Genomic DNA, 16396 nt, shown 5'->3' on the forward strand with positions numbered 1-16396 from the left:
GACGAGAGGGCAACTGGCATCAAACCGCTTGCCAGTGGCACCGGCAACGATCGGTTCGGTGTGAACCGTGAACTATAGCGGGTAACGTCAGCAGGCTAATATAGCTATTTTTTTACCGTAACCTATAACGCTTTCAGTATTCAATCCTCGTCGGTCTGATGAGCTATTAATTATCATTGCAAGGTGAATCATCATCCTGCAGTTAATATCAATGTTAATGGATGTAACATATGAATAAAATCTACAGTATTGTCTGGAGTGCCGTGCGGAATATGTACGTTGTTACTTCAGAGCTGGCGTGTGGCGACAGTAAACTTAAAACGCAGGCAGGCGTCAACAATATAAAAACCTCCCCGGATACACAACCTGAAGCACAGCCGGCGCTGAAAGCAAAACGCACTTTGCTGGCTCAGGCGCTGATCGCCGCGCTCGGTGTTTCCAGCCCGTTTGCCATGGCCGGGAATACGGAAGAGTATACCTCCGTGGGCGAGAACGCCATCACCAGCACCACCATTGACTACTCATCAAAGGATCACGGCAGCGCGCTGTATGTTTCGGGCCTCGGCGTTTCCGCCAGTAACGAAGAAGGGAGTGCTATTACCATTACAACACACGGTGGTGGTAATTACCTGCCGGATTCTGGTGGTCACGCAGTTTCACCCGCAATTGAAGTGAATAACGGTGCCCAGCTTACTCTTTACGACGCCACCGTGGAGGCTGACGGGGAATATACTTCAGCGCTCAACCTGGAAATGGGCGGTCAGGCAGAACTTCATGGTGGCGAAGTGTCTGGTAACGGCGACTATCTATTGATTGGGCTGCAGAATCAGTCAAAGCTGACGCTGGACAGCGTCGACGTGACAGCAACAGCAGGCACCTACTCCGGGTACATGCCCAACGCACAATCTATCTATGTGCAGGAGGGTAGTCACCTGATTATAGAGAACGGTAGCAACCTCCAGCTGGGGGCGAATCAGATAAGCGTGAGCCAGGGAGCCACTCTGGATATGTCCGGCAGCACAGTCACCACCGCTTCCGCAGCCACCGACAGTCCCACCATATTTGCTGGCGCGAGTACGGTCAATATTACCGATTCCAGCGTAACGAACGACTATGTCGCCGATCCCATGAACAGTGGCTATGGTTCGGCGATTCAGGCGTACAGCGGCTCGACGCTAACGCTTACGGGCACCACCGTAACATCTAACGGCATTGGCATTGTTGTTAAGGGATCAACGGCTAACATTACCGGTTCCGCCACGTCGAACATCACTGCCGATAATGATGCAATCCAGGTCACCGGGCAAAATAACACACTGAAAGTCCATGGTGCGACGGTCAACTCCAGTGCCGCCGCAGCGCTGCATGTTGTCAGCGGTGCCACCCTGACCAATAACGACGCCATCATAATAGACGGCAACAGTACGTTTACCGCGCCGACCGCCCTTCAACTGGACAGTGACGTGGCTATCAATGCTTCCGACTCTACATTTGATGGCAACATTGTCGCAGGCAAAACGGCATCCACCCTGGACTTCAACGGTTCCACGATAAAAAACGGCAGCGTCACGGCGTCGGGCAGTCGCCTCTCGCTTGATGACAGCAGTACGTGGACCATGGCTGACGACACCATCGCCGACACTCTCGGCTCGCTGGATAACGCTGGCACCATTACTATGGGTGGCAATACGCTGGCCATCACCAACGGTTTGACGTTGCAAAGCACCAGTGTGCTCAACATCGCCCAGACAGATGCCACCACTCCGCTGATCACCACCAAAGATGCCGCGCTTGACGGCACGCTGTATATCCATTCGACCCCGTCACCGCAGACCTACACCTCTGATACCGAACTGGGTGCGATGGCGATTATTATCGACGCGCAGAATGCGATTGTCGGTGATTTTGATAGCGTCACAATCGACGCCGCGGCAACCACGCCGGACTATCTCACCTACAGCACAGGTATCAACCCCACTGACAACACCCAATATACGCTGAACATGGGCCTGACATGGTATGCAGACGGTACGCATAGCGCCTCCGGGGCCTCCGGCAACTTCACGCTGGATGCGGGCGACACCTTTACGGTCACGGGGACGCTGGCTAACCAGACGGGTAACGCAAACTGGGACGGTAAAACCCTGACCAAAGAGGGCGACGGCGCGCTGACCCTCTCCGGCAATAACACCTACACCGGCGGCACGACAATCAATGGCGGTACGCTGACGGCAGCCAGCGCCAATGCGCTGGGGACGGGGGCGGTGGCAAACCACGCTACCCTGGTGCTGGGCGCGGGCGATACTGTCAATGTCACTGGCGGTATCACCACCTATACCGGTGCGACGACGACGCTGGCAGCGGGGACAACGCTGGATCTTGGCAGCAGCGCGTTCACACAGCAGGACGGTAGCACGCTCAATATCGACCTGGGTGCCAGCGCCAGCAGCCCGATCATCACCGCTGGCAGCGCTAACCTGGACGGCTCACTGAACATCACCGGCATTGGTAATGTCACTGACCCGCTGCAAAATAACCCGAATACGTTCACCCTGATTGATGCTAACAGCGCCATCAGCGGCGATTTCGATAACCTGACCATTGCCGGAATTGACGCAAAAGAGGTCGACTTCCTGACCGTGGATGGTCGCATCAATGCCAGCGACAGCTCGCAGTATCAGCTGGCGGCTTCCCTCTCCTGGTACGCCGATCGTGACGGTGCGGCCACCGATGCCAACGGTACCTTTACGTTAAGCAACCCGGACGGCAGCTTTAACGTCGCCGCCGACCTGGCAGACGTTGACAGCTCACTTGACCCCAGCAGCACCACCGGTTGGGATGGCAAAACGCTCACCAAAGAGGGCGGCGGAGAATTAATCCTCTCAGGCAATAACAGCTATAGCGGCGGTACCGACATCAACGACGGCACGCTGACGGCAGCCAGCGTCAATGCGTTGGGGACGGGCGAGGTGGCAAACCACGCCAGTCTGGTGCTGGACGCGGGCGATACGATCAACGCCACTGGCGGCATCACCACCGATACCGGTGCCACGACGACGCTGGCGGCGGGCACCTCGCTGGATCTTGGCAGCGGCACGCTGACACAGCAGAGCGGCAGTACGCTGGACGTCGAGCTTGGTAGCACATCGGCACAGCAGCCATTGATCATCGGTGATAGCGCCACACTGGATGGCACGCTACAGGTGGGTGGTGCTGGCATGAAGGACATCAGTTCCGATGCGCATCTGGAAACCATCACCCTGATGGATATGGACAACGCGATCGGCGGCGACTTTACCAGCCTGTCGATGGATCTTACGAACTCACCGGATTACCTGACCGTCAGTGGCATGATTAACCCTGACGATGATTCGCAATACCTGCTGACGCAAGCGTTAAGCTGGAATGCGACCACCACCTCGGCGACCCCGGCGCACGGCACTTTTACCCTGGATGCCGGCAAAACCTTTGAAGTGACCAGCGTACTGTCTGACCAGACGGGTAATGCAAACTGGGACGGCAAAACCCTGACCAAAGCAGGCAAGGGCACCCTCGTTCTGAGTGCGGAAAACACCTATAACGGCGATACCCATGTCAATGACGGCACGTTGTGGCTTACCGATACCGGCGTGATTGGTGCGACGAGCAGCACCCAGAACGTGAATGTTGCCTCCGGCGCGACGTTCGGTGGCACGGGCACGGTCAACGGTAACGTCAATAACAGTGGCAGCATCGCCATGAGCCAGAACGGTGAAACGGGGCACACCCTGACCATCAACGGCGACTACAGGAGTACCGGCGGTAGCCTGTACATGAACACCTATATGGGTGATGACAATTCTACGACGGACAAACTCGTGATTTCCGGCGATGTTTCCGGTACCACGGCGGTGACATTTACCCCCACCAATTCCGGTGACACGGGTATGGCGACCACTAACGGCATTGAAGTGATTGACGTTGGCGGTACCAGCGTTGGCGGCAGCGGCAATGACGCCAGTTTCCAGATGCAGGGGCGCGTGATGATGAGTGCGTATGAATACCGCCTGTACCAGCATGACGACGGTAACTGGTATCTGAACTCGACAACGTTAACACCGACCCCATCGGATGACGGTGGTGATGGTGGCGACGTCACGCCACAGTACCGTGCCGACATTGGTGCTTACCTTGGCAACCAGTGGATGGTGCGTAACCTGCAAATGCAGACGCTCTACGACCGCGAAGGCAGCCAGTACCACAACGAAGACGGTAGCGTCTGGATGCGCTTTAAGGCCGGTACCTCGGACTCGCAGGCGGCGGACGGTAATGTTGATATCAACAATAACTACTCCCAGTTCCAGCTTGGCGGTGACGTCCTGACCTGGCGCAACGGTGAGCAGAGCCTGGCCGTTGGGGGGATGGGCAGCTATGTCAACGCCGACACCGACAGCACCGGTAACAAAGGCGCGGACGGCAGCCAGTTCTCCGCTAAAGGCCATACCGATGGCTATAACCTGGGTGTTTATGCCACCTGGTTTGCGGATGCGAAAAATCATAGCGGGATGTATGTGGATAGCTGGTATCAGTACGGCTTCTACAACAACAGTGTTGATAACGACGGTATTGGTTCGGAGGATTACGACTCCAGCGCCAGTGCCATCTCGCTGGAAACCGGCTACCGCTACGATACCGCGCTACAAAACGGCAACACCGTCAGCCTGACGCCACAAGCACAGGCAACGTGGCAACATTACAGCGCCGACAGCCTCACTGACCACAGCGGTACGCGCATCGACGACCAGGACAGCAACAGCTGGAACACGCGCCTCGGCCTGCGTGTCGACGGTAAACTGCACAACAGTAAAGGGTCAGTCATTCAGCCATTTATGGAAGCCAACTGGTTGTACACCAGCGATGACACCAGCGTGTCGTTCAACGACATGAGCGTGGATCAGGATATTCCAGCTAACCGCGCTGAGCTGAAAGTGGGCATTAAAGCCAACCTGAACAGCCAGTGGAGCGTGACAGGGCAGGTGATGGGTCAGAAAGGGAATAATGACTACAGCGATCTAAACGGCAGTCTAAACGTGCGCTATAACTGGTAACGCAAGTCGTGTAATACAGGTCGCCGGTGGGACAGGCGGCCTGGCTATCCAGACTTTCGGACCATCCTGCCGTGACAGAGGCGATATGAAAAGCGGGGGAGTAGAACAGACTCCCCATCCCTGAATGTGGCTCCAGGACTGGGGAGTCAGAAAGGTATTACACTTCCAGGAAGTTCATAATCCCGTCAGCGGCCTTGCGGCCTTCGGCAATTGCCGTCACCACCAGGTCAGAACCGCGAACGATATCACCACCGGCGAAGATTTTCGGGTTGCTGGTCTGGAACGCGTTGTCGCTGCCTTCCGGCGCAATCACGCGGCCCTGAGAATCCAGCTCAACGCTGTGCTTCGCCAGCCACTCCATGCTGTGAGGGCGGAAGCCGAACGCCATGACAACGGCATCAGCCGGGATCACATGCTCGGAACCGGCAACGATCTCCGCACGACGACGGCCTTTCGCATCTGGCGCACCCATTTCTGTGCGCGCCATCTTCACGCCGCTCACTTTGCCGTTGGCATTCACTTCAATACCCAGCGGCTGGATGTTGAACTGGAACTCCACGCCCTCTTCACGCGCGTTTTTCACTTCGCGTTTAGAGCCCGGCATGTTCTCTTCGTCACGACGATAGGCACAGATGACGTGCGTTGCATTCTGACGAATGGAGGTACGCACGCAGTCCATCGCGGTATCACCGCCACCCAGCACCACCACGCGTTTGCCTTCCATGCTGACGTAAGGCTCATCGGCGGTTTCGCCGTAGCCCATAATCTGCTTGGTGTTAGCAATCAGGAACGGCAGAGCGTCGTAAACACCTGGCGCATCTTCGTTTTCCAGACCACCGCGCATGGACTGATAGGTCCCTACGCCCAGGAACACGGCGTCGTAGTCCTTCAGCAGATCGTCGAGCTGCACATCGCGGCCCACTTCCACATTCAGTTTGAACTCAATGCCCATACCGGTGAAGATTTCACGGCGGCGAGTCATAACCTCTTTTTCCAGCTTGAAGGCCGGGATACCGAAGGTCAGCAGACCGCCGATTTCCGGGTGACGGTCAAAGACCACCGCCTTCACGCCGTTACGGGTCAGAACGTCTGCACAGGCCAGACCTGCCGGGCCCGCACCGATGATCGCCACGCGTTTGTCGGTTTGCTTCACGCCGGTCATATCCGGACGCCAGCCCATCTCGAACGCTTTATCGTTGATATAGCGCTCGATGTTACCGATAGTCACCGCGCCAAACTCGTCGTTCAGCGTACAGGAACCTTCACACAGACGATCCTGAGGACACACACGGCCGCACACTTCCGGCAGGGTGTTGGTCTGGTGAGACAGCTCGGCGGCTTCAAAAATACGTCCTTCGTTGGCGAGTTTCAGCCAGTTCGGGATGTAGTTGTGCACCGGGCATTTCCATTCACAGTAAGGGTTACCGCAGGACAGGCAGCGGTCTGCCTGTGCTTTGGCCTGGCCTTCTGAAAACGGCTCGTAGATTTCCACAAATTCAATTTTACGGATCTTCAGCGGTTTCTTTGGCGGATCAACACGCTGCAGGTCGATAAACTGGTATACGTTCTGACTCATTGCTACCCCTTACTGCGCCTGCACACGCAGCTCTGCTGCGCTACGACTACGGTGACCCAACAGTGCTTTAACATCGCTGGACTTCGGTTTAACCAGCGCGAATTTCGCAGAGAACGCTGGCCAGTTCGCCAGGATCTCTTCGCCGCGCGAAGAACCGGTATGCTGCACGTGTTCGGTAATCAAACCGCGCAGGTGTTCTTCGTGGATGGCAAGCGATTCAACATCCAGCACTTCCACCAGTTCCGGGTTCACGCGTTTGCGGAACTCACCGTCTTCATCCAGGACGTAAGCAAAACCGCCTGTCATGCCTGCGCCGAAGTTCACGCCGGTTTTACCCATTACGCAAACAATCCCGCCCGTCATATATTCACAGCCGTTATCGCCAATGCCTTCCACTACGGTGATGGCACCGGAGTTACGCACTGCGAAACGCTCACCCGCACGACCCGCTGCAAACAGACGACCGCCAGTCGCACCGTACAGACAGGTGTTACCAATGATGCTCGCCTCGTGGCTGCGGAAGGCAGAACCCACCGGAGGACGCACCGCCAGCAAACCACCCGCCATGCCTTTACCGACGTAGTCGTTGGCATCGCCAGTCAGGTACAGCTCAACGCCACCGGCGTTCCACACGCCGAAGCTCTGACCCGCGGTACCGCTGAAGTGTGCGGTAATCGGATCGGCTGCCAGACCCTGGTCGCCGTGCGTTTGCGCGATGTAACCGGAGAGCGATGCGCCAACAGAACGGTCGGTGTTGCGGATATCAAACCAGAACGTTTTGCTCTGTTTCTCATCCACGTACGATTTCGCCTGCTGCAGCAACTGCGCGTTCAGCACGCCGTTGTCGAACGGCGGGTTGTTCTCGGTGCAGTAGACCGCTTTGCCAGCATGCGGCTGTGCGGTTTCCAGCAACTTAGACAGCTCCAGCTTCTGCTGTTTGGCGGTGAAGCCTTCCAGCTCTTTCAGCAGGTCAGTACGGCCAATCAGATCCACCAGGCGTTTCACGCCCAGCTGCGCCATCAGCTCACGGGTTTCACGGGCGATGAAGTCAAAGTAGTTCGTCACTTTGAACGGCAGGCCGTGATAGTGGTTCTTACGCAGCTTCTCGTCCTGGGTAGCAACACCGGTTGCGCAGTTGTTCAGGTGGCAAATACGCAGGTATTTACAGCCGAGCGCAACCATCGGGCCGGTACCGAAGCCAAAGCTTTCCGCACCCAGGATCGCCGCTTTGATGATGTCGAGGCCAGTTTTCAGGCCACCATCCACCTGCAGACGGATCTTGTGACGCAGGCCGTTAGCGACCAGCGCCTGCTGGGTTTCCACCAGCCCCAGCTCCCACGGACAGCCCGCGTATTTCACGGAGGAGAGTGGGCTTGCCCCGGTACCACCGTCGTAACCGGCGATGGTGATCAGGTCAGCGTAGGCTTTCGCCACGCCGGTTGCGATGGTGCCGACACCCGGTTCGGAAACCAGCTTCACGGAGATCATCGCTTTCGGGTTGACCTGTTTCAGGTCGAAAATCAGCTGCGCCAAATCCTCGATAGAGTAAATATCGTGGTGCGGCGGCGGGGAGATCAACGTCACGCCCGGTACCGAGTAGCGCAGTTTGGCGATGTACGGGGTCACTTTGTCACCCGGTAACTGACCGCCTTCGCCCGGTTTTGCACCCTGAGCGACTTTAATCTGAATCACGTCGGCGTTGACCAGGTACGCTGGCGTCACGCCAAAGCGACCGGATGCCACCTGCTTAATACGGGACACTTTATTGGTGCCGTAACGGGCAGGATCTTCACCGCCTTCGCCGGAGTTCGAGTTACCGCCGATGCTGTTCATGGCTTCGGCCAGCGCTTCGTGGGCTTCCGGGCTCAGCGCGCCGATAGACATCGCTGCGGTGTCGAAACGCTTGAACAGATCGGACGCAGGTTCAACGTCGTCGATACTGACCGCATCATCACCCGGGTTCAGTGCCAGCAGATCGCGCAGGGTGGCTGCCGGACGGTTGTTGACCAGTTCAGCATACTGCTGATAATCACTGTACTCACCGCTCTGAACAGCCTGTTGCAGCGTGCGCACCACGTCCGGGTTATAGGCGTGGTATTCGCCACCGTGAACGTATTTCAGCAGACCGCCCTGATCCAGCGGCTTACGTGCCAGCCAGGCGCGTTTCGACAGATTCACCAGATCCTGCTGGAAGTCAGCAAAACCGGCACCGCCGATGCGGCTGATCACGCCCTGGAAGCAGAGGTTAGCAACATCGTCGTGCAGACCGACCGCTTCAAACAGCTTCGAACAGCGGTAAGATGCAATTGTTGAGATGCCCATTTTGGACATGATCTTGTACAGACCTTTGTTGATGCCGTTACGGTAGTTCAGCATCACAGCACGGTACTCTTTTTCAATCGCGCGGGTGTCGACCAGACGAGCCAGCGTTTCGTAAGCCAGGTACGGATAGATCGCCGTTGCACCAAAGCCTAACAGCACGGCAAAGTGGTGCGGATCGCGGGCGCTTGCGGTTTCCACAATGATGTTGGCGTCGCAGCGCAGGCTCTTATCGACCAGACGCGTCTGAATCGCACCCACCGCCATTGGCGCAGGTACCGGGAGACGGTTTTTCGCGATATTACGGTCTGACAGCACCAGCAGAACGGTACCGTTACGCACCATCAGTTCAGCTTTGTCACACAGCGCACTCACCGTCTCTTCGAGAGTCGCTTCGGTCACGTCGAAAGTGATATCGAGCGTGTCAGCGCGGTAGTGCTCCTCTTTCATGGTGGTGAGCTGTTTGAAATCGGAGTACAGCAGGATCGGTGATTTAAAGGTCAGACGGTGTGCCTGGCCTTCCGCTTCACAGAAGACGTTCATCTCACGGCCAATGCTGGTCGCCAGCGACATCACGTGTGCTTCACGCAGCGGATCGATTGGCGGGTTGGTTACCTGCGCAAACTGCTGGCGGAAGTAGTCATAAATGATGCGAGGCTGGCTGGAGAGCACGGCAAACGGGGTGTCATCACCCATTGAGCCGACCGCTTCCTGGCCGTTTTCGCCGAGCACGCGGATAACCGAGTCCAGCTCTTCGGCGCTGTAGTTAAACTGTTTCTGGAAGCTCGCGAGGGTGTCATCGTCCATTTCGCGGCTGCCAACATCTTCATCCGACAAATCTTCGAACGGCACGAGGCGACGAACGTTTTTCTCCATCCACTCTTTGTACGGATGGCGGCTTTTCAGATCGTTATCGGTCTCAGCGGAGTGCAGAATGCGCCCGCCACGGGTGTCGATAACCATCAGTTCGCCAGGGCCGACGCGACCTTTTTCGACCACTTCGTCAGGCTGGTAATCCCAGATACCTACTTCGGAGGCACAGGTGATGAGCTTATCTTTGGTGATGACGTAGCGCGCCGGACGCAGACCGTTACGGTCCAGGTTACAGGCAGCAAAACGACCGTCGGACATCACGATGCCCGCCGGGCCGTCCCACGGCTCCATGTGCATAGAGTTAAAGTCAAAGAACGCGCGCAGCTCTGGATCCATATCCGGGTTGTTCTGCCAGGCTGGTGGCACAAGCAGACGCATGGCGCGAACGATATCCATACCGCCTGCCAGCAGCAGTTCCAGCATGTTATCCATTGAGCTGGAGTCAGAACCGGTTTCGTTGACGAACGGCGCTGCGTCGTGCAGGTCAGGGATCAGCGGTGTCTGGAACTTATAGGTACGGGCGCGTGCCCACTGGCGGTTACCGGTGATGGTGTTGATCTCGCCGTTGTGCGCCAGGTAGCGGAACGGCTGAGCCAGTGGCCAGCGTGGTACGGTGTTGGTGGAGAAGCGCTGGTGGAACAGGCAAATGGCCGATTCCAGACGCAGATCCGCCAGGTCCAGGTAGAAGCGCGGCAGGTCAGCCGGCATACACAGACCTTTATAGATGTTCACCAGGTTAGAGAGGCTACAAACGTAGAACTCTTTATCTTCCTGAAGACGCTTTTCAATGCGGCGGCGGGCGATAAACAGACGGCGTTCCATATCACGTGGACGCCAGCCCGCAGGCGCGTTGACGAAAATCTGTTCAATACGAGGCAGCGAGGAGAGGGCGATTTCACCGAGCACCCCTTCGTTGGTTGGCACATCGCGCCAGCCGACAATAGACAGGGTTTCACGTTGAAGTTCTTCTTCGACGATGCGGCGTGAGGCGGTAGCTTTTTCAGGATCCTGGTTCAGGAACAGCATACCGACAGCGTAGTTTTTGGCTAAACGCCAGCCGCGCTCTTCCGCAACGATACGGAAGAAACGATCGGGTTTTTGCAGCAGCAGACCGCAACCGTCGCCGGTCTTACCATCGGCAAGGATGGCTCCACGGTGCTGCATACGGGCCAGTGCGTGAATGGCGGTACGCACTACCTTGTGGCTAGGTTCGCCTTCTATGTGGGCGATCAGGCCGAAACCACAGTTATCCTTCTCAAGGGATTTATCGTACAACATATCAGTGAACCTCCCCAGGCTCGTCGGGCTTCCCACTGAACCGTGGCGCACAGGCACAGAAAGAGCATGGCGACGGGGTTTGCGCTTCATACGCGTACCTCGCATTCGCCCTCTTTTTCATCCTTTCGCGCAGGTAAACAAGTTTGAGGACTTGCTTCAGAGGGAATCTCAATTACTGCATAAATATGATGAGCAGGCCGCTCATCCAGAAAGCTTCCAGCGGATTTCCAACTTATCGGGAATTGGTACACAGGTCAAATGGCAATCTTATTTATACAAAAATGTGCTAAAGAGTGGTTATGTTGTTGTATTTAAATGGCATTTAACTATTTTTACAACAACTAAACGCCCCGGTAGGGCATCGTGGAGTGTGATCTGACTCACTATATGAAAGCGGTATTAGCAATGTACCGTGCTGAATAACATTTTTTTAGCAGAATAATAATCTGGTACTGGTCGCAAACCCGCATAAAGACACTGTTTTTCAGTGTTGACGCTGCAAATGAAAAAAACCATCAGAACATAAGGAAAAGTAATCACGCCTGGCGTGAATGAAATTGCAGTAATCCTGATTATTTATTCAGATAGATAAAGGCAGCCCAGGGCGATTGATCCAGGTCATCGCCGACAGAGGCTAAAAATGGCAGGCTTGTCCCCTTTCTTCGGGACGGTCTATCAGATTATGCAGTTACAGAAATTAGTCAATATGTTTGGTGGGGATCTTTTGCAGCGCTATGGGCAAAAGGTTCACAAGCTGACGCTGCACGGTGGTTTTAGCTGCCCGAACCGCGATGGCACTATCGGGCGCGGTGGCTGCACATTCTGTAACGTCGCCTCGTTTGCTGATGAAGCACAGCAGCACAATTCCATTGCGGAACAGCTTGCTCATCAGGCAAGCCGGGTGAACCGTGCAAAGCAGTATCTGGCCTATTTCCAGGCCTACACCAGCACCTGGGCGGAAGTTCAGGTGCTCCGCTCGATGTATCAGCAGGCCGTCAGCCAGGCCAGTATTGTTGGCTTGTGTGTCGGTACTCGTCCGGACTGTGTCCCGGACGCGGTGCTGGATCTGCTCAGCGAATACAAAGAGCAGGGGTATGAGATCTGGCTGGAGCTGGGCTTGCAAACGGCGCACGACAAAACCCTGCACCGTATCAACCGTGGACATGATTTCGCCTGTTACCAGCGCACCACGCGCCTGGCGCGCGAGCGCGGTCTGAAAGTTTGTTCGCATCTGATTGTGGGGTTGCCCGGCGAAGGGCAACAGCACGGTCTGGAGACGCTGGAAAAGGTGGTTGAGACTGGCGTGGACGGGATCAAACTGCATCCGCTGCATATTGTGAAGGGCAGCATTATGGCCAAAGCCTGGGAAGCCGGGCGGTTAAACGGTATTGAACTTGACGAGTATACGGTGACGGCGGGGGAGATGATTCGCCATACGCCACCGGAGATTATTTACCACCGCATTTCCGCCAGCGCCCGCCGCCCAACGCTTCTGGCACCGCTCTGGTGCGAGAACCGCTGGACGGGGATGGTGGAAATTGACCGCTATCTGCACGAGCACGGTGTGCAGGGCTCGGCACTTGGTCGCCCGTGGGTTCCCCGCTTAGCGGCGGCGACCGCCTAACAGGCTCCCCAGCATGCCGCGTACAATCTGATTGGTCACCTGCCGCGCCGCGCTTTTCGCCATTGTCTGCACGACGCCATCACGCTTACCGCCGCGCGGCCCGGTGCTGCCAAACAGGATATCTTTCAGCCCACCCAGAATGCCGTCATCCACGCCAGCGGACTGGCCTTTGGCGGCGGGAGCATCCTGTGATTCCGTGGCCGTCTGTACCCCTTTTTGCAGCATCTCGAATGCGGATTCTCGATCCACTTCATCTTCGTATTTACCGTAAACGGGCGAGTGGTTAATCAGCCCGTTGCGTTCGTCGTCAGTCACTGGCCCCATCCGTGAGCAGGGCGCAATCACCATCGCGCGTTCCACCACGGACGGACTGCCCTTCGCATCCAGGAAGGAAATCAGCGCTTCACCGGTGCCTAACGCCTGGATGGCGGCTTCGGTATCAAACGCTGGATTGGCGCGCATGGTTTGTGCGGCGGCCTTAACGGCTTTCTGATCTTTTGGCGTAAAGGCGCGCAGGGCGTGCTGCACGCGGTTACCGAGCTGCCCCAGCACGTTATCCGGGATATCCGACGGATTCTGCGAAACAAACCAGACGCCGACGCCTTTGGAGCGGATCAGGCGGATAACCTGTTCAATTTTATCCAGCAGCACCTGGGGTGCATCGTTAAACAGCAGATGCGCTTCGTCAAAGAAGAACACCAGCTTTGGCTTCTCAAGATCGCCCGCTTCTGGCAATTGTTCGTAGAGCTCAGAGAGCATCCATAGCAGGCTTGCCGCATAGAGTTTTGGCATCTGGTAGAGCTTCTCTGAGCTCAGAATATTGATGATGCCTTTGCCGTTGCTGTCGGTACGCATCCAGTCTTTGATATCCAGCATCGGTTCACCGAAGAAATGTTCGGCACCTTGTTGCTCCAGCGTCAGTAAACCACGCTGGATAGCCCCCACTGAGGCGCTGCTGATATTGCCGTACTGGTTCTGGAAGGATTTGGCGTTGTCGCCGATGTATTGCGTAATGGCACGCAGATCTTTGAAATCGAGCAGCAGCAGTCCCTGGTCGTCGGCAATGCGGAAGATAATATTCAGCACACCCGACTGCACATCGTTGAGGTTGAGGAGACGAGCCAGCAACAGAGGGCCAAGGTCGGAGACAGTGGCACGCACCGGGTGGCCTTTTTCACCAAAGATATCCCATACTACCACCGGATTGTTATGTGGCGTCCAGTCCGTGATGCCAATGTTTTTCAGGCGCTCAAGCAGTTTTTCCGACGCAGTGCCTTCCTGAGCCACCCCGGTTAAATCGCCTTTTACATCGGCCATAAAAACCGGCACGCCAATCTCTGAAAGCGACTCAGCCAGCTGCTGTAGGGTGACGGTTTTCCCCGTCCCGGTGGCTCCGGTGATCAGGCCGTGGCGGTTTGCCATCGCCGGCAGTAAAAACAGCTCTTTTTCCAGCGTCCGGGCAATTAACAATGGTGTACTCATCATACGCGTCCTCTCTTAGTCCTGGGTGGAGTATAGGCAACCTGACGGCATTTTGGCTCAGTAAATTCCTGAGTTTGCGGCGTATTGCCCAGCGCGGACTATGCTTTTGCATACGGTTCACAACATCCAGGGAAACTATGTCCAGATTCTTTTTTAACGACCGCAAACAACTGGTCAACGATGCCATTGAAGGCATTCTGATTTCTGCCCCGCACGGGAATCTTGTCAAACTCGATATCGATCCGGCCATTCGTGTGGTGGCACGCAGCGACTGGGATAAAAGCCGTGTGGCGGTGATCTCCGGCGGTGGTTCCGGCCACGAACCAGCGCACGCCGGGTTTGTCGGTAAGGGGATGCTGACGGCGGCGGTGTGTGGCGATCTGTTCGCCTCGCCGAGTGTTGATGCCGTGCTCAATGCCATTGTGGCGGTAACGGGCGACCGTGGCTGTCTGCTGATTGTGAAAAACTACACCGGCGACCGGCTTAACTTTGGCCTGGCCGCTGAAAAGGCGAAACGTTACGGCCTGAAGGTGGAGATGGTGATTGTGGCGGACGACATTGCCCTGCCGGATAACAAGCAGCCGCGCGGTATTGCCGGTACGGCGCTGGTGCATAAGATTGCAGGTTACGCGGCGGAGCACGGGAAATCGCTGAGTGAAGTACGGGACATTGCGCAACAGGCTTGCGATAACCTCTGGAGTCTGGGGGTTGCGATGCAAACCTGCAACCTGCCAGGCAGTGATGATGAGGAAGGACGCATCAGACAAGGTCACGTGGAGCTGGGGCTGGGTATTCACGGTGAGCCAGGGGCTTCCGTCGTAGATACGCAAAACAGCAGAGCCATTATCGACACGCTGGTGACACCACTTAAAGCACAGGCTGGTGAGGGGCGCTTTGCGGTGCTGATTAACAACCTCGGCGGCGTGTCGGCGCTTGAAATGGCGCTACTGACCAAAGAGCTGGCACATTCGGCACTGAAGGACACTATTGCGTATCTGATTGGCCCGGCACCGCTGGTCAGTGCGCTGGATATGAAGGGCTTTTCGCTGACGCTACTGAAGCTCAACGATCTGTTTGAAAAAGCGATCGCTGAGGAGGTGGAAACGCTGGGCTGGCAGAAACCCGTCGCTTTTGCGCCTTTGCGCACGATCCCGCACAGCGCGATCCACGATCGCGTGGAATATACCCCGTCGACCAATCAGCAGGTGGGCGAGTATGTGTTTTTGGTAACAAACACGTTGATTAAGCTGGAAAACCGACTCAATGCGCTGGATGCCAAAGTGGGTGATGGCGATACGGGTTCGACCTTTGCGCAAGGGGCACGGGATATTGCGCAGCGTCTGGAAGAGAACGCGCTTCCGCTTAATGACGTGTCGACGCTGCTGTTACTGGTAGGTGAACGGCTGGCAACGGTGATGGGGGGATCGAGTGGCGTATTAATGTCGATCTTCTTCACGGCGGCAGGACAAAAGCGGCATGACGGGCAGTCGTTGCCGCAGGCATTGCTGAGCGGGCTTGCGCAGGTGAAGCAGTATGGTGGGGCGGATCTCGGCGATCGCACCTTGATCGACGCGCTGCAACCGGCGCTGGAGGCACTGCAAAAGGGCGATCTTCAGGCGGCGGCGCGGGCCGCACAGCAGGGCGCGGATGCAACGGCGAAAATGGTGAAAGCTGGCGCGGGACGTTCGTCGTATGTGAACAAAGATAATCTGGACGGTGTGATGGATCCGGGGGCGGTTGCGGTTGCAGAGGTGTTTAAGGCAATGGCAGAAGCAAAACGGTAACACGCGTTACAGGTTTTAGTGCTTGCACCCTCTCCCTGTGGGCTGAGGGTTCCCCACAAATTACAGGTTGGCACAGAATACCCCCTCTCCCTTGAGGGAGAGGGCTGGGGTGAGGGGGAACATAAAGCAGTAGTGGTTATTCCGTTCACTTTATGTTGATTGCTGCTCTGTAACGACGATACAGGTGAACGTGCCAGGGCGGTTCACCGCCACCGCCCTGGCAACCCGGGCTCCCGGCAGGAAAATCGCCGCTGCGCGGTACCCTCAGCTTATTCCTTCAGGCTTCGGGTCGGGCATGAAGTGGTCTACTTAATTTGGACACGACCTGAGGTTCTTTGTCTTTCCATCTCGGCAGGTGTTAACCCTCCGTTGT

6 protein-coding genes are annotated in these 16396 nt (G+C 56.4%); 3 read left to right on the top strand and 3 right to left on the bottom strand.

Annotated elements, in window-relative coordinates; all coding sequences use genetic code 11:
• Positions 1 to 230 precede the first annotated feature (230 nt).
• Entirely contained in the window at positions 231 to 5087 is a 4857-nt protein-coding gene (locus ACJ9N4_RS18540) for an autotransporter outer membrane beta-barrel domain-containing protein (RefSeq protein WP_411500702.1), read from the top strand.
• Positions 5088 to 5244: 157 nt separating this feature from the next.
• On the opposite strand, the gene gltD is transcribed toward ACJ9N4_RS18540, so the two are convergent.
• Together gltD and gltB are read right to left on the bottom strand one after the other, a co-directional pair.
• Positions 5245 to 6663 carry a glutamate synthase subunit GltD gene (gene gltD / locus ACJ9N4_RS18545; RefSeq protein WP_182272809.1) on the bottom strand — a complete coding sequence of 473 codons (1419 nt, stop codon included), beginning with the start codon at positions 6661 to 6663 and terminating at the stop codon, positions 5245 to 5247.
• 9 nt (positions 6664 to 6672) lie between these two features.
• Positions 6673 to 11133 (bottom strand): glutamate synthase large subunit, encoded by a 4461-nt coding sequence (gene gltB, locus ACJ9N4_RS18550; protein ID WP_182274580.1) that lies wholly within the window; start codon positions 11131 to 11133, stop codon positions 6673 to 6675.
• A 682-nt stretch (positions 11134 to 11815) separates the two neighbouring features.
• On the opposite strand from gltB, the gene ACJ9N4_RS18555 reads away from it, so the two are divergent.
• Positions 11816 to 12757: a TIGR01212 family radical SAM protein gene (locus ACJ9N4_RS18555; RefSeq protein ID WP_182274579.1), complete on the top strand. Its 942-nt coding sequence runs from the start codon at positions 11816 to 11818 to the stop codon at positions 12755 to 12757.
• Here ACJ9N4_RS18555 and ACJ9N4_RS18560 read toward each other — a convergent pair.
• Positions 12737 to 14239: a helicase HerA-like C-terminal domain-containing protein gene (locus ACJ9N4_RS18560; protein ID WP_182920073.1), complete on the bottom strand. Its 1503-nt coding sequence runs from the start codon at positions 14237 to 14239 to the stop codon at positions 12737 to 12739. The genes ACJ9N4_RS18555 and ACJ9N4_RS18560 overlap by 21 nt on opposite strands.
• Before the next feature lie 137 nt (positions 14240 to 14376).
• Here ACJ9N4_RS18560 and ACJ9N4_RS18565 point away from each other — a divergent pair, with 137 nt between their 5' ends.
• Positions 14377 to 16023: a dihydroxyacetone kinase subunit DhaK gene (locus ACJ9N4_RS18565; RefSeq protein ID WP_182919021.1), complete on the top strand. Its 1647-nt coding sequence runs from the start codon at positions 14377 to 14379 to the stop codon at positions 16021 to 16023.
• Positions 16024 to 16396 lie beyond the last annotated feature (373 nt).

The sequence above is a fragment of the Enterobacter sp. LM3 genome (genome assembly GCF_046622475.1).
Taxonomy (GTDB): Bacteria; Pseudomonadota; Gammaproteobacteria; order Enterobacterales; family Enterobacteriaceae; genus Enterobacter; species Enterobacter cloacae_P.

Coding starts and splice junctions, on each gene's coding strand:
- ACJ9N4_RS18560 (WP_182920073.1), bottom strand. CDS start 14,239: ATGAGTACACCATTGTTAATTGCCCGGACGCTGGAAAAAGAGCTGTTT.
- gltB (WP_182274580.1), bottom strand. CDS start 11,133: ATGTTGTACGATAAATCCCTTGAGAAGGATAACTGTGGTTTCGGCCTG.
- gltD (WP_182272809.1), bottom strand. CDS start 6,663: ATGAGTCAGAACGTATACCAGTTTATCGACCTGCAGCGTGTTGATCCG.
- ACJ9N4_RS18540 (WP_411500702.1), top strand. CDS start 231: ATGAATAAAATCTACAGTATTGTCTGGAGTGCCGTGCGGAATATGTAC.
- ACJ9N4_RS18555 (WP_182274579.1), top strand. CDS start 11,816: ATGCAGTTACAGAAATTAGTCAATATGTTTGGTGGGGATCTTTTGCAG.
- ACJ9N4_RS18565 (WP_182919021.1), top strand. CDS start 14,377: ATGTCCAGATTCTTTTTTAACGACCGCAAACAACTGGTCAACGATGCC.